Annotated in this window: 14 protein-coding genes; 5 read left to right on the top strand and 9 right to left on the bottom strand. The window is 67.7% G+C overall.

Annotated elements, in window-relative coordinates; genetic code table 11:
- Positions 1–8: 8 nt before the first annotated feature.
- The 9 genes from ACTZWU_RS10235 to ACTZWU_RS10275 all read right to left on the bottom strand — a co-directional run bounded on the left by ACTZWU_RS10235 (position 9) and on the right by ACTZWU_RS10275 (position 11,136).
- Positions 9–1,175 (bottom strand): zinc ribbon domain-containing protein, encoded by a 1,167-nt coding sequence (locus ACTZWU_RS10235; RefSeq protein ID WP_444737259.1) that lies wholly within the window; start codon positions 1,173–1,175, stop codon positions 9–11.
- Positions 1,176–1,182: 7 nt separating this feature from the next.
- Complete coding sequence (locus tag ACTZWU_RS10240; RefSeq protein WP_444737260.1) at positions 1,183–2,295, bottom strand: SPFH domain-containing protein; 1,113 nt, start codon at positions 2,293–2,295, stop codon at positions 1,183–1,185.
- Positions 2,296–2,376: 81 nt separating this feature from the next.
- Complete coding sequence (locus tag ACTZWU_RS10245; RefSeq protein WP_444737261.1) at positions 2,377–3,399, bottom strand: DUF2927 domain-containing protein; 1,023 nt, start codon at positions 3,397–3,399, stop codon at positions 2,377–2,379.
- Positions 3,396–4,559, bottom strand: a complete 1,164-nt coding sequence (locus tag ACTZWU_RS10250) for a toxic anion resistance protein (protein ID WP_444737262.1) — start codon at positions 4,557–4,559, stop codon at positions 3,396–3,398. The genes ACTZWU_RS10245 and ACTZWU_RS10250 overlap by 4 nt, the downstream gene beginning before the upstream one ends.
- Positions 4,560–4,733: 174 nt before the next feature.
- The gene (locus ACTZWU_RS10255; protein WP_444737263.1) at positions 4,734–6,920 is read right to left on the bottom strand and encodes a 3-hydroxyacyl-CoA dehydrogenase NAD-binding domain-containing protein; all 2,187 of its coding nucleotides are present in this window, start codon (positions 6,918–6,920) and stop codon (positions 4,734–4,736) included.
- An 11-nt stretch (positions 6,921–6,931) separates the two neighbouring features.
- A complete protein-coding gene (locus ACTZWU_RS10260; RefSeq protein WP_444737264.1) occupies positions 6,932–8,143 on the bottom strand; it encodes an acetyl-CoA C-acetyltransferase in 1,212 nt (403 codons plus the stop codon).
- A gap of 316 nt (positions 8,144–8,459) precedes the next feature.
- Positions 8,460–10,235 (bottom strand): acyl-CoA dehydrogenase C-terminal domain-containing protein, encoded by a 1,776-nt coding sequence (locus ACTZWU_RS10265; RefSeq protein ID WP_444737265.1) that lies wholly within the window; start codon positions 10,233–10,235, stop codon positions 8,460–8,462.
- Positions 10,236–10,239: 4 nt separating this feature from the next.
- Complete coding sequence (locus ACTZWU_RS10270; protein ID WP_444737266.1) at positions 10,240–10,638, bottom strand: MerR family transcriptional regulator; 399 nt, start codon at positions 10,636–10,638, stop codon at positions 10,240–10,242.
- Between the two features lie 111 nt (positions 10,639–10,749).
- Positions 10,750–11,136: a MerR family transcriptional regulator gene (locus ACTZWU_RS10275; protein ID WP_444737267.1), complete on the bottom strand. Its 387-nt coding sequence runs from the start codon at positions 11,134–11,136 to the stop codon at positions 10,750–10,752.
- A gap of 141 nt (positions 11,137–11,277) precedes the next feature.
- Here ACTZWU_RS10275 and ACTZWU_RS10280 point away from each other — a divergent pair, with 141 nt between their 5' ends.
- From ACTZWU_RS10280 to ACTZWU_RS10300, 5 genes are all read left to right on the top strand, one after another.
- Positions 11,278–11,721, top strand: a complete 444-nt coding sequence (locus ACTZWU_RS10280; RefSeq protein ID WP_444737268.1) for a PaaI family thioesterase — start codon at positions 11,278–11,280, stop codon at positions 11,719–11,721.
- Position 11,722: 1 nt separating this feature from the next.
- Positions 11,723–12,223: a PaaI family thioesterase gene (locus ACTZWU_RS10285; RefSeq protein WP_444737269.1), complete on the top strand. Its 501-nt coding sequence runs from the start codon at positions 11,723–11,725 to the stop codon at positions 12,221–12,223.
- 75 nt (positions 12,224–12,298) lie between these two features.
- Positions 12,299–12,898, top strand: a complete 600-nt coding sequence (locus ACTZWU_RS10290) for an ImuA family protein (RefSeq protein ID WP_444737363.1) — start codon at positions 12,299–12,301, stop codon at positions 12,896–12,898.
- Between the two features lie 7 nt (positions 12,899–12,905).
- A complete protein-coding gene (locus ACTZWU_RS10295; protein ID WP_444737270.1) occupies positions 12,906–14,291 on the top strand; it encodes a Y-family DNA polymerase in 1,386 nt (461 codons plus the stop codon).
- Positions 14,288–17,602 (top strand): error-prone DNA polymerase, encoded by a 3,315-nt coding sequence (locus ACTZWU_RS10300; RefSeq protein WP_444737271.1) that lies wholly within the window; start codon positions 14,288–14,290, stop codon positions 17,600–17,602. The genes ACTZWU_RS10295 and ACTZWU_RS10300 overlap by 4 nt, the downstream gene beginning before the upstream one ends.
- The last annotated feature ends 20 nt before the right edge of the window (positions 17,603–17,622 follow it).

A 17,622-nucleotide genomic window follows, 5' to 3' on the forward strand; every position in this document is an offset into this window, starting at 1 on the left:
CCTGTCCGTCACCGGCTCAGATACAGGAAAGCCGCTAGCGCTACCAGCGCCACGGCGACGGCGGCGCCGATTTTCCAGACCGACCACGGACGTTCGCCCATGACCTTGCCGGTCTGGCCGTTCACGACGAAACGGTAGCTTTTGCCGTTGTAGCGATAGGCCGCCGACCAGATCGGCAGCAGCACATGCTTGAACGTCTCGTTGGCAAAACGGCTGTCGATGTGATCGACGCGCTGTTCGGCGCCGCCGATGGTGCGGCGGACGTCCTGATGGATGATCTGGGCCATCTGACGGCGGGCGGCCTCGTGTCCGTCGGCCAGGGGTACGGTATAGCCCTCGGCCTCGAAGCCCGACAGGAAGCCGGGATCATAGGCCACCACCGCCGACAGGTCCCAGGGCTTCATCGCCTCGGAGAAACGCGGCGGCAGGGCGGTCGATGCGGGGATCAGCACGTCGTTGAACTGGCGCGCGACCTGGCCCGAGACGGGCGTCCAGCGGATGCGGCGTTCCTGCCGGCTGACCGGCGGCGTCCGGCCGTTCGTGCTCTGCATGTCCTGAACCATGACGTAATAGGCATCGCCCCGCTGGCCGCGATAGCGGCTGGTGCTGTCGGCATCGAAGGTCCAGAAGGGCGAATAGACCCCGGTCAGACGCCGGTCCTTGCGCGCATAGGCGGTCAGCGCCGAAGGCGCGAACCAAAGGCTGCCCAGCCAAGCCTTCATCGCGGCGCGGGCCTCGGCCTCGGTCAGCGCAAAGGGCATGACGCCCTGCGGCTTGATGCGCCGGGTGGGGCCGGTATCGGTGACGACGGGCGTCGCGCAGAAGGGACAGGCGCTGGCGTGGTGGTCGTCGTCCAGATCGACCTGCGCGCCGCAATTGGGGCAGGACAGGGTGCGGACGGTCTGTACGATGTCACTGACGTCGCGATAGAGGTCCAGCCCCTTGTCCAGCGGGATTTCCCGCAGCACGGCCCCCTGCGGACGCGGACCTTCGGCCCATTGCAGGGCGGCATCGCCGCCGCTGTCATCGGCCTGCCGACCCGGCGCGCGGGCGGGGCCGGGGCCGATCTGCTGGCGGTGGCCGCACCAGTCGCAGACCAGGCTTTGCTGGCCGGGACGAAAGGCAAGGCTGGCCCCGCATTGCCCGCAGGGAAAGCGGTGTTCGGCAGGGATCATCCGGACCTCAGCGCGGCAGCGGCGGGGGCGTCGCCCCGAAGATCGAGATCAGTGCCGCGACCTGCCCGGCCTCGACCCAGCCCTCCTGACCCTCGGTCCAGACCAGCGTTGCGCGCGTCAGACTGCCATCGGCCACAAGACGCGGCAGGTCGGATTGCGCGAACGGCCCCGAGGCCGCGCCGTCGATCGCCACATGCCATTCGGGCGCGCGGCCGGGCAGGGGCGGGGGCGCGGCGGGGGCCTGCTGCGGCGCGGGCTGGGGCGCCGCGCCCCAGGGGCCGGGGCGGGCCGCCATGCCCATCGCCGCGCCCATCGCGGCGCCGAACCCCGCGCCCGCGCCGCCCTCGTTCCTCGAGGCGTTCAGCATAGCCTCGGAAGCCGCATATTGGCCGAACCGGTCCAGATCGCCGATGATCCCCATGCTGGTGCGCTTGTCCAGCATCGCCTCGACCTCGGCGGGCAGGCTGACATTCTCGATGTAGAATTCGGGCAGGGTCAGGCCGTAACCCTCGATCACCGGGGCGATGGCGCGCGCGACCAGATCCGACAGCTGGTCGGTATTGGCCGCCATGTCCAGAACCGGGATGTTCGAGGCCGCGATCGCGCGCGAGAATTCCTGTACGATCACGTTGCGGATCTGGTCGGCGATTTCGTCCCGGCTGAACTCGCCCTGGGTGCCCACGATCTCGGACATGAAGCGGGCCGGGTCGGTGACGCGCATCGCATAGGTGCCGAAGGCGCGCAGGCGCACCGGACCGAATTCGGGGTCGCGCGCGATGATCGGGTTGCGCGTGCCCCATTTCAGATCGTTGAAGCGGGTCGTGTTGAGGAAATAGACCTCGGACTTGAAGGGGCTGCGGAAGCCGTGATCCCAGTGGCGCAGCCGTGTCATCACCGGAATGTTGTTCGTTTCCAGCATGTAGAGGCCGGGGCCGAACACATCGGCCAGCTGCCCCTCATGGACGAAGACGGCAGCCTGCCCCTCGCGGACGGTCAGCTTGGCGCCGTATTTGATCGCGCGACCGACGGTGGGAAAGCGGTAGACCATCGTGTCGGGGTTATCCTCGACCCATTCGATGACTTCGATGAACTCTCCGCCAAGGATGTTCAGGATGGACATGGCAACCCCCGCTTTCGCAATCCGCTGCGTCCTGTATGGCCCCCCGCAGGCCGCGGATCAAGCCGCGGGGCGCCGGATTGGTCAGGCGGGTTGGGCCAGCAATTCGGCGGCGATGCGGCGCAGGATCGGCAGGGCCTCGGCCTCGGTCATGCCGGGGCGCAGGCGCGGATCGTAAAGCATCCGCAGCAGCAATTCGTCATGCCGCGTCAGCAGTGCGAATTCCTCGTCATCGTTGAAGATCGAGGGGCGCGCGGCGGGGCTGTCATTGGCCAGTCCCATCGCCTGGGCCAGTTCCTCGTGGATGCAGGATTGACGCAGAAGCGGCGGCAACTCGGCACGGACCACGGCGACGGCGCGGGCATAGACGGGGCTTGCGCCCTCGGAATAGGCAAAGACCGTGCAGGCGATGGCGGGGGGCAGGTCGGTCAGGATCGCCACATCCTCGGGCGGGATGCCGGGGACCAGTTCGGCCAGCCGGGGACCGATCCGGCGGCGCTCGTCCTCGGACAGGATCAGCACGATGACATTGCCGTCCTGCGGCTCCAGCCGGGCCGGATGGCCGCTGGCCTGCGACAGGCGCGCGGCGTAATCCGCGACCTCGGCCCGCCAAGCGCGCTGGTGGCCGAGGTCGATCGAGGCGCCGAATTCTGGCTGGAACAGCACGGGCGCGGACCAGCGGCGCAGGGGGGCGGGGCGCTCCTCGGCGAGAAGCGCGCCGTCGCGGCGGGAATATTCGTCGCGCAGCGCGATCCGGACAAAGTTCTGCGCCAGCGTTTCGGCGTCGAAGGCCGCATCGGACGGGTCTCGGTCATGCCGCAGCTTGCCCTGCGCCAGAAGCGTGCGTTCCATCCGCGCATAGTAATCGCGCTGCGTCTGGCTGGCATCGCTGGCCCGGGCCGAGGCGAGGATCGCCGCCCGGTTGGCCGCGCGGTTGCGTTCGGCGCGCGCCTCGCGCAGCTGGGCCTGACGCTCGGCCTCGGAAAGTGCGGGCATTTCGGGCGCGGGCGGCGCGGGCAGGGGCTCGGCCGGCGTCTCCGCCGGCTCGCAGGCGGCCAGCATCAGCGCCGCCGCCAGTCCCGCAAGAACCCGCGCTTCCTTCATCATGCGGCCCCTTGCGTCCGCGACCGGGCCGAGGCCAGCGTGTCGCGCAACTCGGTCTCCATCCGCTGCAACTCGGTCTCGGCTGCGGCGCGGCGGCTGCGGCCCTCATCGGCGATGCGCAGGCTGTCCTCGATCGTGGCGATCAGCTGGGCATTGGCGGTGCTGACGGCCTCGATGTCGAAGACGCCGCGCTCGGTCTCGGTGCGGATCTGGGCATTGGCCTGACGCAGGTTGTCGGCGTTGCGGGTCAGCAATTCGTTGGTCAGGTCGGTGGCGGCCTTCACGCTGCGCGCGGCCTCGGCGCTGCGCTGGATGGTGACGGCCTGCGCCAGCTGCGTCTCCCACAGGGGCACGGTGTTCACCAGGGTCGAGTTGATGCGCGTCACCAGCGACTTGTCGTTTTCCTGCACCAGCCGGATCGAGGGCAGCGACTGCATCGTCACCTGCCGTGTCAGCTTGAGGTCGTGGACACGTCTCTCAAGATCGTCGCGCAAGGTCCTGAGATCGCGCAATTCCTGCGCTCCCATCACCTGCTGTTCCTCGGGCGTGCCCTTCAGCGCGGCCTCGCGTTCGGGGATGATCCGGCTGTCCAACTCGCGCAGTTTTTCCTCGCCCGCCGCGATATAGAGGGCAAGTTCATCATAGAAGTTCAGCGTTTTCTCATAAAGCAGGTCCAGAGACTTGATGTCCTTGAGCAATTTCTGCTCGTGCGCTTCCAGTTCGGCGGTGATCCGGTCGATCTGGGTCTGGACCTGTTCGTAATTGGCGACGAATTTCGCAAAGGGCGCGGCCCGGCCCAAGAGCTTTTCCCACAGGCTGCGTTCGCGGCGCATGTCCAGTTCGCTGGTCGAAAAGCCGCGGATCGTGGTCACGACAGCACGCAGGCTGTCGCCTGCGGGGCCGACGTCCTTGGTCTTAACGTCGTTCAGCATCGCCTGGCTGATCTGTTGCAGATCGCCCTGGGCGCGGGTGCCGAAGCGAAGGATCGAGTTGCTGTCCTTCAGGTCGATCTCGTCCATGCGGCGCTGGATCTCGGCGCGGGTGGCGGGGTCGGCGGCCGAGGCGCTGACCGGGGCGTCATCAGGCTGGGGCAGGCTTGTCTGGATCAGCGCGTCAATCTCGGCCTGTGCGGCCAGCGCGCGGCTGCGGGTCTCGTCGGTCATCTGCACTCCCCTGGTCTGCGGCAAAATCAACCATGCCATACACAGGCTCACCATATGGCGAATCTCTGCCTGTTCAACGGGAAGCACGCGCGAAAGTTTCTCTGCATCGCGGCGAGTCACGGAAAAGGGCAGGCCAATGCGGCCCGCCCCCCTTTGTCCTGCATGTCAGGCGGCTCAGGCGGCCTTCTTGCCCGCCCCGAAACGGCCATAGAAGCTGTCGCCCTTGGCAGCCATCTCGCGCAGAAGCGCAGGTGCCTTGAAGCGGTCGCCATGTGCGCCCGCCAGCCGGTCGCAGATCGCCACCGCGCGTTCGGCGCCCAGAATGTCCAGCCAGCCGAAGGGGCCGCCCGACCAAGGCGCAAAGCCCCAGCCAAGGATCGCGCCCACGTCACCCTCGCGGATATCTTCGAGAACGCCATCCTCAAGCGCGCGCACGGCCTCCAGCGACTGGGCGAACATCAGGCGGTGCTGGACGTCCTCCAGCGAGGGCTGATCCTCGGCGCGGGGGAATTGGGGGTCCAGACCCTCCCAAAGGCCCTGCCGCTTGCCCGCATCGTCATAGGCGTAAAAGCCCGAATTCGACTTGCGGCCCATACGGCCCTGATCGGCCATCCAGAACAGCACGTCATCGACCGCGCCGTCGGGATAGGCATCGCCCATCGCGGCCTTGGTCGCCTTGGCGATCTTGACGCCCAGATCGATGCTGGTCTCATCGACCAGCTGCAGCGGGCCAAGCGGCATGCCCATCATCTTGGCGGCGTTTTCCACCAGCGTGGGGTTCACGCCCTCGGCCACCATGCGGATGCCCTCGTTGATATAGGGGATGATGCAGCGGTTGGCGTAGAAGAACCGCTCGTCATTCACCACGATGGGGGTCTTGCGGATCTGGCGCACGAAATCCAGCGCCTTGGCGACGGCCACAGGGCCGGTTTCGCGGCCCTTGATGATCTCGACCAGCAGCATCTTGTCCACGGGGCTGAAGAAGTGGATGCCGATGAACTGCTCGGGGCGCGCGCTGGCTTTCGCCAGTTCGCTGATCGGCAGGGTCGATGTGTTGGTCGCGAAGATCGCATCCGCGGGGATCACGGCTTCGGCCTTCTTCGTGACCTCGGCCTTGACGGCGGGGTCTTCGAACACGGCCTCCACGATCAGGTCGCAGCCCTGCAGCGCCGCGTAATCGGTCGTCGCGGTGATGCGGGCCAGAACCTCGGCCTTCTTCTCCTCGGTGGCCTTCTTGCGGCTGATGGCCTTGTCCAAGAGGCCCGTGGAATAGGCCTTGCCGCGCTCCGCGCTCTCTTGCGCAGCGTCGATCAGCACGACCTCGATCCCGGCCATGGCGCTGACATAGGCAATCCCCGCGCCCATCATGCCCGCACCCAGAATGCCCACCTTGCGGACGGTCTGGTCGGGGGCTTCGGGACGGTTCGCGCCTTTCTCCAGCGCTTCCTTGTTGATGAACAGGCTGCGGATCATCGCCGTCGAGGACGGGTTCATCAGGACGTTGGTGAACCAGCGCGCCTCGATCTTCAGCGCCTGATCGAAGGGCACCATCCCGCCCTCATAGACGGCGGACAGCAGCGCCTTGGCGGCGGGGTAGACGCCCATGGTCTTGCCATGCACCATCGCCGAGGCGCCGACAAAGGTCATGAAGCCCGCCGGATGGAAGGGCTCGCCGCCGGGCATCTTGTAGCCCTTGGCATCCCAGGGCTTCACCAGGTCGGATTCCTTGGCCTCCAGCACCCAGGCCCTGGCGGCGGCCAGCGGGTCCTCGACCACCTCGTCGATGATGCCGGCGGCCTTGGCCTTTTTCGGCTCGGACAGCTTGCCCTCCAGCAGGAAGGGCGCGGCGACCATCGCGCCCAGCTTGCGCGCAAGGCGGGTCGTGCCGCCCGCGCCGGGGAAGATGCCGACCATGATCTCGGGCAGGCCGATCTTGGCCTTGGGATTGTCGGCGGCAAAGATGCGATGCGTGGCCAGCGGCAGTTCCAGCCCGATGCCAAGCGCGGTGCCGGGCAGGGCGGCGGCGATGGGCTTGCCGCCCTTCTTGGTCTTGGGGTCCATGCCCGCCAGTTCGATCTTGCGCAGCAGGTGATGCAGCGTCATCACGCCGTCAAAGACGCCCTGCGCGCCATTCGCCTCTTTCATCCCGGCAATGACCTTGAGGTCCATACCGGCGGCAAAGTCCTTCTTGCCCGAGGTGATGACGATGCCCTTCACGGCCTCGTCGGCCAATGCGTCGTCGATCAGCCCGTTCAGGGCGGTGGCGCCGTCCATCGACAGCACGTTCATCGACTTGCCCGGCACGTCCCAGGTGATGATCGCGACGCCGTCGGCGCCTTTTTCCATGGTGAAATCGGTCATGTCCCGGCTCCTCACACGCGTTCGATGATGGTGGCCGCGCCCATGCCGGACGCGATGCAGAGGGTGGCAAGGCCGACCTGCTTGTCCTGCCGCTCAAGCTCGTCCAGCAGGGTGCCGATGATGATCGCGCCTGTCGCACCCAAGGGGTGGCCCATCGCGATCGATCCGCCGTTGACGTTCACCTTGGCCGGATCGACCTGGAAGGCCTGCATGAAGCGCAGGACGACCGAGGCGAAGGCCTCGTTCACCTCGAACAGGTCGATGTCGCTGATCGACATGCCGCTATCAGCCAGAATCTTTTCGGTCACGGGGACCGGGCCGGTCAGCATGATCGTGGGATCGGTGCCGATCTTGGCGGTGGCGCGGATGCGCGCGCGCGGCTTCAGACCGTATGCGCGGCCAAATTCCTCGTTGCCGATCAGCACGGCGGCGGCGCCGTCCACGATGCCCGAGGAGTTCCCGGCATGGTGGATATGGTCGATATGGGTCAGATGCGGGTATTTCAGCATCGCCACCTTGTCGAAGCCGGGCATCATCTCGCCCATTTCCTTGAAAGCGGGCTTCAGCCTGGCCAGATCCTCGGGCGTGGTGCCGGGGCGCATGTATTCGTCGCGGTCCAGGATCGTCAGGCCGTTCTGGTCCAGAACCGGCACGATAGACTTGCTGAACCGGTTCTCGGCCCAGGCCAGCGCGGCGCGGCGCTGGCTTTCCAAGGCCAGCGCGTCGGCCTCGTCGCGGGTAAAGCCGTATTCGGTGGCGATGATGTCGGCGCTGATGCCCTGCGGCACAAAGTAGGATTTCATCGCCAGGCTGGGATCGACCGCGATGGCAGCGCCGTCACTGCCCATGGCGACCCGGCCCATCATCTCGACGCCGCCGGCGATATAGGCCTGGCCCGCGCCACCCTTGATCTGGTTGGCGGCCAGGTTCACGGCCTCCATCCCGCTGGCGCAGAAGCGGTTGATCGAGAGGCCCGGAATGCGCTCGTCCAGGTCCGAGGCCAGAACGGCCGAGCGGGCAAGACAGCCGCCCTGTTCCTTGACCTGGGTAACGTTGCCCCAGATGACATCCTCGACAGCATGGCCTTCGAGGTTGTTGCGCGCCTTGACGGCGTTCAGAAGGCGGGCGGAGAGGGCCAGCGAAGTGACCTCGTGCAGGCTGCCATCGGGGCGCCCCTTGCCGCGTGGCGTGCGGGCTGCGTCATAGATGAATGCGTCGGTCATGGTTCCTCCTAGAGCGCCCGGGTGGGACCGGGCCGAAACGGCCGGGGGGCTTCGCGCCCCCCGGACCCCCCGCGGGATATTTTCGTGAAGAAGAAGGGGCGGGTTAACCCTTTCTCAACGATTGTCCCAGAAGCTGGCAGGTGCGGTACAGGCTGGGAAGCCGATGACCGCTGAAGGAGAAGTTCCCGGCCCGCGCGAGATGCCGATGGCCATGTGCGGGCCGGGGATGAGCCTTCTTCTTCACTTAAATATCCCCGCCGGAGGCATCCGGGATATCGGCCCGCGCAGGGCGCGCGCGGGCTCGACAGGGTTCGGGTCAGAAAGCCTCGGCTTCCAGTTCCATAACCGTAGCGGCGCCGGACTGGATGCGCGCCAGGTGGGTTGCCGTCATGGGAAGCTGGCGGCGCATGTAATAGCGGCCTGTTGCCAGTTTCGTCTTGTGGAACGGCTCGGCGCTGCCCGCGTCGATGGCTGCCTGCGCGGCGACCGCCATGCGCGCCCACATGTAGCCGAGCGTCACATGCCCGAAGAGGTGCATGAAGTCGTAGCTGCCCGACAGCGCGTCATTGGGGTTCTTCATGCCGCGTTCCATGAAGAACATGGCCGCCGATTGCAGGTCCTTCGATGCCGCCTTGAGCGGGTCGATGAAGTCCTGGGCCAGGGCCTCGTTCGTGGATTGCTCCTTGCAGAAGGACTTGATCATCTCGAAGAAGGCCATGACGTGCTTGCCGCCGTCCTGCGCCAGCTTGCGGCCGACCAGATCAAGCGCCTGAACGCCGTTCGCGCCCTCGTAGATCATGGTGATGCGGGCGTCGCGGACGAACTGGCTCATGCCCCATTCCTCGACATAGCCGTGGCCGCCCAGCACCTGCTGTGCCTGCACGGTCATGTCGAAGCCGCGATCCGTCAGGAAGCCCTTGATGACCGGCGTCAGCAGCGAGATCATCCCCTCGGCATCCGAGTCCTGGGCCAGGTGGCTGCGGTCGATCAGATGTGCGCCCCAGAGCGCCAGCGCGCGGGCGCCCTCGATGAAGCTCTTCTGGTCCATCAGGCTGCGGCGGATGTCGGGATGCACGATCAGCGGATCGGCCGGGCCCTGCGGATTGGCGGCGCCGGTCACGGCACGGCCCTGCAGGCGGTCCTTGGCATAGGCCAACGCGTTCTGATAGGCGGGCACCGCCGCAGCATAGCCTTGCAGGCCCACGCCCAGACGCGCCTCGTTCATCATGGTGAACATCGCGCGCATGCCCTTGTGCAGGTCCCCGAGCAGCCAGCCACGGGCGCCGTCATAGTTCATCACGCAGGTGGCGTTGCCGTGGATGCCCATCTTGTGTTCCAGCGCACCGACCGAGACCGCGTTGCGTTCGCCAAGCGAGCCGTCCTCGTTCACGAGGAATTTCGGCACGATGAAGAGGCTGATGCCCTTGGTGCCCTCGCCTCCGCCCGGCGCCTTGGCCAGGACCAGATGGACGACGTTCTCGGCCATGTCGTGATCGCCCGCCGAGATGAAGATCTTCTGGCCGGTGATCAGGTAGCTGCCGTCATCCTGGGGTTCCGCCTTGGTGCGCAAGAGGCCCAGATCGGTGCCGCAATGCGGTTCCGTCAGGTTCATCGTGCCGGTCCAGTCGCAGCTGACCATCTTGGGTAGCCAGCGACGCTTCTGCTCGTCCGTGCCATGGGCATGGATGGCGGAATAGGCGCCGTGGGTCAGGCCCTGATACATGTTGAAGGCCATGTTCGCGCTGACGAACATCTCGCCCGTGGCCACGCCCAGCACATAGGGCATGCCTTGGCCGCCATATTCGGGGTCGCAATCCAGTGCGGTCCAGCCGCCTTCCTTGACCTGGTCAAAGGCCGCGCGGAAACCCTCGGGGGTGCGGACGACGCCGTTTTCCAGCACGCAGCCCTGCTGGTCACCGATGATGTTGAGGGGCGCCAGAACCTCGGCGGACAGCTTGCCCGCGGCCTCCAGAACGGCCTCGGTGAAATCGGGCTCGAGGTCGTCATGGCCCGGCAGGTCGGATTGCGACAGCTTCAGTACCTCGTGCAGGACGAATTGAAGGTCGCGGATCGGCGGTTCATAGATCGGCATGACGTTATCCTGTCGGCTGTTCAAGGGATGCGGCGGCAAGCCGCTTTTCGGCATCGGAAAGCTGGTTCTTCAGGTCCGCGATAGCGATCTGAAGTTCGGCCTGCTGGCGTTCCATGTCGTCCAGGCGCTCGCGCGCTATGGCGATCGTCGCGGCGATCTGGCTGCCATTGGCGCTGCCCGGCTGATACAGTTCCAGCAATTGCCGGATCTGTTCCAGGCTGAAGCCGAAGCGCTTGCCGCGCAGGATCAGCTTCAGCCGCGCCCGGTCGCGCCGGTCATAAAGCCGGTGCTGCCCGCGGCGATGCGGAAAGATCAGTTCGCGCGCCTCGTAGAAACGCAGCGTGCGGGGCGTCACCTCGAACGCGTCGCACATCTGGCGAATGGTCATCAGATCGTCGGACATGATGTGCGGCTCCTCCTCCATCACCGGCCTTCCGTCCTTGAAATCGAATATAGCGCAGGTTGACGCGAACGTAAGCGAGACGCGGCGTCACGGCCCCGTGCTGCCGTCGCGTCAGCCGGGCCGGTCCAGCGCGGCCAGCTCGGCCATGCCGGTTTCGCGCAGCTGCGCCAGATCGGTGCGCGCGGCCTGAAGATCGGCGATCTGCTGGTCCAGCACGGCCAGCTGGCGGTCGGCCATGGCGATCCAGACCTGATATTGTTCGCGCGACCCCTGCTTGTCGTAGATCAGCAGCCATTGCCGGATCTCTTCGAGCGAGAAGCCGAAGCGCCGGCCGCGCAGGATCAGCGTCATCCGCGCCACCTCGCGCGGGCCGTAGAAGCGCGCGCGCCCTTCCTTGTGAGGCGACAGAAGCTCGATATATTCGTAATAGCGCAGCGTGCGGGGCGTGACGTCGAAACGCGCGCACATCTCCTTGAAGCTGATCCGCTGGTCGGTCATGCCGTCCTCCTCGCTTTCCCCAAAGGTAAAGCTAGGGGCTTGTCCGGGTTTTCTCAACCGAATCCTGCGGGCACGTCGCGTCCGGTTGATTGGGCGCGATCCGGGGGCTAAGCCTGTGGGGACCAGCCAAGTGAGGACGCGATGACCCAGGACAGCGACAGCCCAGACGCCGCCGATCAGGCGCGCATCGCGCAGCAATTCATCGAGGCCATCCCCCATGCCCGCGCCCTGGGGATGCGGGTGGACCGGATCGGGGCGGGCAAGGCTCAGATCTCGATGCCTTGGGCCGAACATCTGGTCGGCGACCCGCGCACCGGGGTCGTGCATGGCGGCGTCGTCTCGGCGCTGATGGACACCTGCTGCGGGGCGGCGGTGATGGCCCATCCCGAACGGCCGCGCCCGACCGCGACGATCGACCTGCGCATCGACTACATGCGCGCGGCCAGGCCCGGCCAGCGGATCACCGCGCGGGCAGAGTGCTATCACATGACGCGCAGCGTGGCCTTCGTGCGCGCCGTCGCGCTGGACGATGACGAGGGCAATCCCGTGGCCACCGCCACCGGCGCCTTTACCGCGGAGCGTTGAGATGGCCGACAGGAACGAACCGCTGCACCAGATCAAGTCCCGTCGTGACAGCGCCTTGCGCGCGCTGGTCTCGGGGGTGCCCTACATGACGTGGTTGGGCATCCAGTTCGACCGGCGCGGGGACGAGTTGACCGCGATCCTGCCCTTTGACGACAAGCTGATCGGCAACCCGATGCTGCCCGCCATCCACGGAGGCGTGACCGCGGCTTTCCTTGAGGTCACGGCGATCATCGAGCTGGCCTGGGCCGCCATGTGGGAGGATCTGGAATCGGGCCGCATCGCCCCCGATGCCGCCGTTCCCGACAGCCTGCCGCGCCTGCCCAAGACGATTGATTTCACCGTGGATTACCTGCGCTCGGGCCTGCCGCGCGACGCCTATGCACGGGCGCGGGTGGTGCGGTCGGGGCGGCGCTATGCCTCGGTGCATGTCGAGGCCTGGCAGGACAACCGCTCGCGGCTGATGGCGCAGGCGACGGGCCATTTCCTGATGCCGCAGGGCTGACCCGGCCCCTTGCAATCGCCGCCGCACTGCCCTTTCTGGAAAGGGCGGACCACCCACCGAAAGCCTGCCCCGATGATGCCGACCCCGTCCTTGCCCGCCGATCTGTTCCCCCTGCGCGCGGGCCGGGTGCATGAGGTCACGGGGCCGGCCGCTGCCGCCTTTGCGCTGATCCAGTGCCATCGCGGCGCCACGGGCGAGGGCGCCGCGATGCTGTGGGTGCGCCCCGGCTGGAACCCCGCCATCGCCTTTCCGCAGGGTCTGGCCGCGCTGATCGCCCCCGAACGCCTGCTGATCGCGGAAACCACGCAGGAAACCGACACGCTGGCCGTCGCAGAAGAGGCGCTGACGGATGGCAGCCTGCCATTCGTGCTGATCCAGACCACCCGCCCCCTGAACCTGCGCGAGGGGCGGCGGCTGCAACTGGCCGCGCAGGCGGGCGGCACGACGGGCCTCTGCCTGACGCCGCAGGACATGGGCTCGAACGCGGCGCAGACGCGCTGGCATTGCGCGCCGGTCTTTTCGGCAGAGGACTCGACTTTGATGCTGTGGGAGCTTAAAAAGAACAAATCAGGAACACCCGGAGCATGGCATGTCCGCTGGAACTGGCAGGCGCATCGTCTCGATGTGGTTTCCCCGGCTTCCCTGCGACCGGGTGGCCCGGACTTGCCCGATTGACGGGCCGATGGCGCTGATCCTGCGCCAGAACAACGCCCAACGCCTGTATGCTCTGAACGCCGAGGCCGAGACCGCCGGTCTGCGCCCCGGCATGACCCTGCCCGAGGCGCGCGCCTATTGCCCCGACCTGATCCTGCGCGATGCCGATCTGGCCGCCGACCGCCGCCTGCTGGTCGCGCTGCAACGCTGGTCGATGCGCTATTGTCCCTGGGTCGGCTTTGACGGCGATGACGGGCTGGTTCTGGACATCACCGGATCGGCGGGGCTTGCGGGGGGCGAGGCCGCGATGCTGGCCGACATGCAGGCCCGCGCCGCACAGGCGGGGCTGAGCCTGCGCACTGGGCTGGCCGATACGCGGGGTGCGGCCTGGGCGCTGGCGCGCTTTGCGCCGGGGATCGCGGCGCCGGGGCAGGCGGCGCAGGCGCTGGCGCCCCTGCCGGTGGCGGCGCTGCGCCTGCCCTCGGATCAGGTGACGGGGCTACAAAGGCTTGGCCTGCGCCGTATCGGCGATCTGGCCGCCACCCCCCGCGCGCCCCTTGCGCGCCGCTTTGGCCGCGCGGTGCTGGACCCGCTGGACCGCGCACTGGGCCATTTGCCGGACCCGGTCTCGGGTCAGGCCCCGCCCGCGCCTCTTGCCGTGCGGCTGACCCTGCCGGAACCGATCGGGCTGGTCGCGGATGTGATGGCCGGGCTGGAACGGCTGCTGGAGCGGCTTTGCGCGCTGCTGCGGGCGCGCGATCTGGGCGCGCGGGCGCTGGTTCTGGGCCTGCGCCGGGTGGACAGGGCGGGTTGCGAACTGCCCTTGCGTCTGGCCGCGCCGATGCGCGATCCGGCCCGCATCCTGCCGCTGTTCGCCCGCCCTGTCGAGGGCGTGGATGCCGGTTTCGGCATCGACCAGATGCGGCTCGAGGCAGTGCGGGTCGAGCCTCTGGCCCCCCTCCAGATCGGCTCCAGCGCGGCGGGGGCGGACCGGCTGGATGCGCTTCTGACGCGGATCGGCAGCCGGATCGGGCTGGACAATATCCGCCGCTTTCGTCCCATGGACAGCCACATCCCGGAAAAGAGCTTTGCGCTTGTCCCCGCCGCATCCGGTCCTGCGCCCGCGCCAGACCCCGCCCCGATCCGCCCTGACCGCCCGCTGACGCTGTTTCCGCCCGAACCCGTCACCGCGCGCGGCAGCACCCCGCCCGCCCGGTTCCGCTGGCGCGGCATGGCGCTGGTGACGGCGCGGGCCAGCGGCCCCGAACGCATCGCGCCCGAATGGTGGGCCGAGGACGATCTGGGCCGCGGCCTGCGCGATTACTGGAAGGTCGAGACCCGGCAGGGCCGCCGCCTGTGGATGTTCCACACACCGCAAAGACCGGGCTGGTTCGTACAGGGGGAATTCCTGTGACTGCCCCCGATTACGCCGAGCTTTGCGTCACCTCGAACTTCACCTTTCTGACCGGCGCCTCGCATCCCGAGGAACTGGTCCTGCGCGCCGCCGAACTGGGCCTGCACGCCATCGCCATCACCGACCGCAATTCGCTGGCGGGCGTGGTGCGCGCCTGGACCGCGCTGCGCAACCTGCGCGAACAGGCCGCCGATCAGGGCGTCCCGATCCGTTCGGCCCGGCAGGTGGATGCCTCGTCCCGGCAGGTCGTGGCCGAGGGCGCGCTGACGCCCGGCCCGGTCCTGCGCCTGCCGCGCCTGCTGGTGGGCGCGCGGATCGTGCTGCGCGACAGCCCGCTGGACTGGGTCGCGCTGCCTCTGGATCTTGCGGCCTATCAGCGCCTGTCGCGGCTGCTGTCCCTGGGCAAGCGGCGCGCGGACAAGGGCGAATGCCTGCTGGATCTGGCCGATCTTGAGGCGGCAGGGCAGGGCATGGCGCTGATCGCCCTGCCGCAGCCGGGCGCGACCCCGCCCGCCGAGGCGCTGATCGCGGGTATGCGACGGCGCTTTCCGGGCCATGTCTTCACCGGCGCCGTGCCGCGCTATGACGGCACGGATCAGGACTGGTTCCGCATTTGCGCGGCGATGGCGCATCGGACAGCGGCGCCGATGGTGGCCCTGGGCGACGTGCTGATGCACCGCGCGGCGCGGCGGCCTCTGGCGGATGTGCTGACCTGCATCCGCAAGGGCCTGACCATCGACCGCATCGGCACCCATGCCCTGCCCAATGCCGAACGCCGCCTCAAGGGTGCGGCGGACATGGCGCGTCTGTTCCGCGACCACCCCGCCGCCCTGCGCCGCAGCGTCGAGATCGCGGACATGGTCGCCTTCGACCTGTCGGAACTGGCCCATGACTACCCCGACGAATCCACCGGCACCGAGGCCCCGCAGGACAGGCTGGCCCGCCTGACCCGCGAGGGGCTGGCCCGGCGCTGCCCCGAAGGCGTGCCGCCCCGCTATCAGGCGCTGATGGACAAGGAATTGTCGGTCGTGGCCGATCTGGGCTATGCGCCCTATTTCCTGACCGTCCATGACATCGTGGCCTTCGCGCGGGGGCGGGGGATCCTGTGTCAGGGGCGCGGCTCGGCGGCGAATTCGATCATCTGCTGGGCGCTTGGCATCACCGATGTCAGCCCCGACATGATCGGCATGGTCTTTGAACGCTTCGTCTCGCGCCACCGCAACGAGCCGCCCGATATCGATGTCGATTTCGAACATGAACGCCGCGAAGAGGTGATCCAGTGGATCTATGACCGCTATGGCCGCGAAAGGGCGGGCCTTTGCGCGACGGTGATCCATTTCCGCTCGCGCGCGGCGATCCGCGAGGTGGGCAAGGCGATGGGGCTGGGCGCCGACATCACCTCGGCGCTGGCGGGGCAGGTCTGGGGCATCTCGAATGGCGGCACCGCGCCCGACCGGCTGCGCGAGATCGGGTTGGACCCGACCGAAAGGCGGCTGGCCCAGACCATGGCGCTGATCCGCGAGATCATCGGCTTTCCCCGCCATCTGGGCCAGCATGTCGGCGGTTTCGTCATCACCCGCGGCCGGCTGGACGAGGTCTGCCCGATCGGCAATGCCGCGATGGAGGGGCGCAGCTTCATCGAATGGGACAAGGACGACATCGACGCGCTGCGTATCCTCAAGGTCGATGTGCTGTCGCTTGGTATGTTGACCTGCATCCGCAAGGCGCTGGACCTGCTGGACAGCCACGAAGGGCAGGCCCTGACACTGGCCACCATCCCGCAAGAGGACAAGCCCACCTATGCGATGCTGCAAAGGGCCGATGCGGTGGGGGTGTTTCAGGTCGAAAGCCGCGCTCAGATGAACTTTCTGCCCCGGATGAAGCCCGCGACCTTCTACGATCTGGTGATCGAGGTCGCCATCGTGCGCCCCGGCCCGATTCAGGGCGGCATGGTCAAGCCCTATATCCGCCGCCGTCAGGGTCTGGAACGCCCCGAACCCTTCGGCCCCGCACTGGAAGCGATCACCCGCAAGACGCTTGGCGTGCCGCTGTTTCAGGAACAGGCGCTGCAGATCGCGGTGGTGGGCGCGGGCTACACCCCTGAAGAGGCCGACCGCCTGCGCCGCTCGCTGGCCTCGTTCCGGCGCATGGGCACGATCGGCCTGCACAAGGCGCGTTTCGTGCAGGGGATGCTGGAGAACGGCTACAGCCCCGAGATCGCGGAACAATGCTTTTCCCAGATCGAGGGCTTTGCCGATTACGGCTTTCCCGAAAGCCATGCGGCGGCCTTTGCCATGCTGACCTATGTGTCGTCATGGCTGAAATGCCACCACCCGGCGATCTTTGCCTGCGCGCTTCTGAACAGCCAGCCGATGGGGTTCTACGCCCCCGCCCAGATCATCCGCGACGCCCGCGAACACGGGGTCGAGATCCGGCCGATCTGCGTGAACCGCTCGCACTGGGATAACGGGCTGGAACGCCGCGCCGACGGCGCCTGGGCGCTGCGGCTGGGGTTCCGGCAGATCAAGGGCTTCCGCCAGCCCGATGCCAGTCGCATCCTGTCGGCGCGCGGCAATGGCTATCCCGATCCCGAAAGCCTGTGGCTGCGGGCCGGGCTGGCGCCCCCGGTCCTGACGCGGCTGGCCGAGGCCGATGCCTTCGCGGGCATGGGCCTGTCGCGGCGCGACGCCTTGTGGTCGGTCAAGGCGATCAGCGCGCCGCAGGCGCTGCCGCTGTTCTCGGACCCGCTGGACGGAGAGGGGCTGGCCGAGCCCCCCGTGACCCTGCCCGCCATGCATCTGGGCGAAGAGGTCGTCGAGGATTACCTGTCCACCCGGCTGACATTGCGCGCCCACCCGATGGAGCTGCTGCGTCCCGACCTGCCGGGCCTGACCCCGCATTCCGGTCTGGCGGCGGCGTCGGGCTGGGTGAGTGTCTGCGGTCTGGTCATCACCCGGCAGCGGCCTGGCACGGCCTCGGGGGTGATCTTCCTGACGCTTGAGGACGAGACGGGCGTGTCCAACATCGTCGTCTGGCCCGCCATCCACGACCGGTTCCGCCGCGCCGTGATGACGGGGCGGCTTCTGCGCGTCACCGGGCGGGTTCAGAAAGAGGCGAGCGTGATCCACGTCATCGCCGCACAGGTCGAGGACCTGTCCGACCGCCTGTCCCGGCTGGGCCATCCCCTTGGCGGTCAGGTGGGCGAGACCGCGCCACAGGCCGATGACGCGCCACGCCCGCGCGCACCGGCCTCGGTCCGCCATCCCCGCGATCAGGCACGCATCCTGTTTCCCAGCCGCGACTTTCACTAGCAGGGCTTGCCTCGGGATCG

Source organism: Paracoccus sp. NSM, assembly GCF_052379855.1.
In the GTDB taxonomy this organism is placed as follows: Bacteria; Pseudomonadota; Alphaproteobacteria; order Rhodobacterales; family Rhodobacteraceae; genus Paracoccus.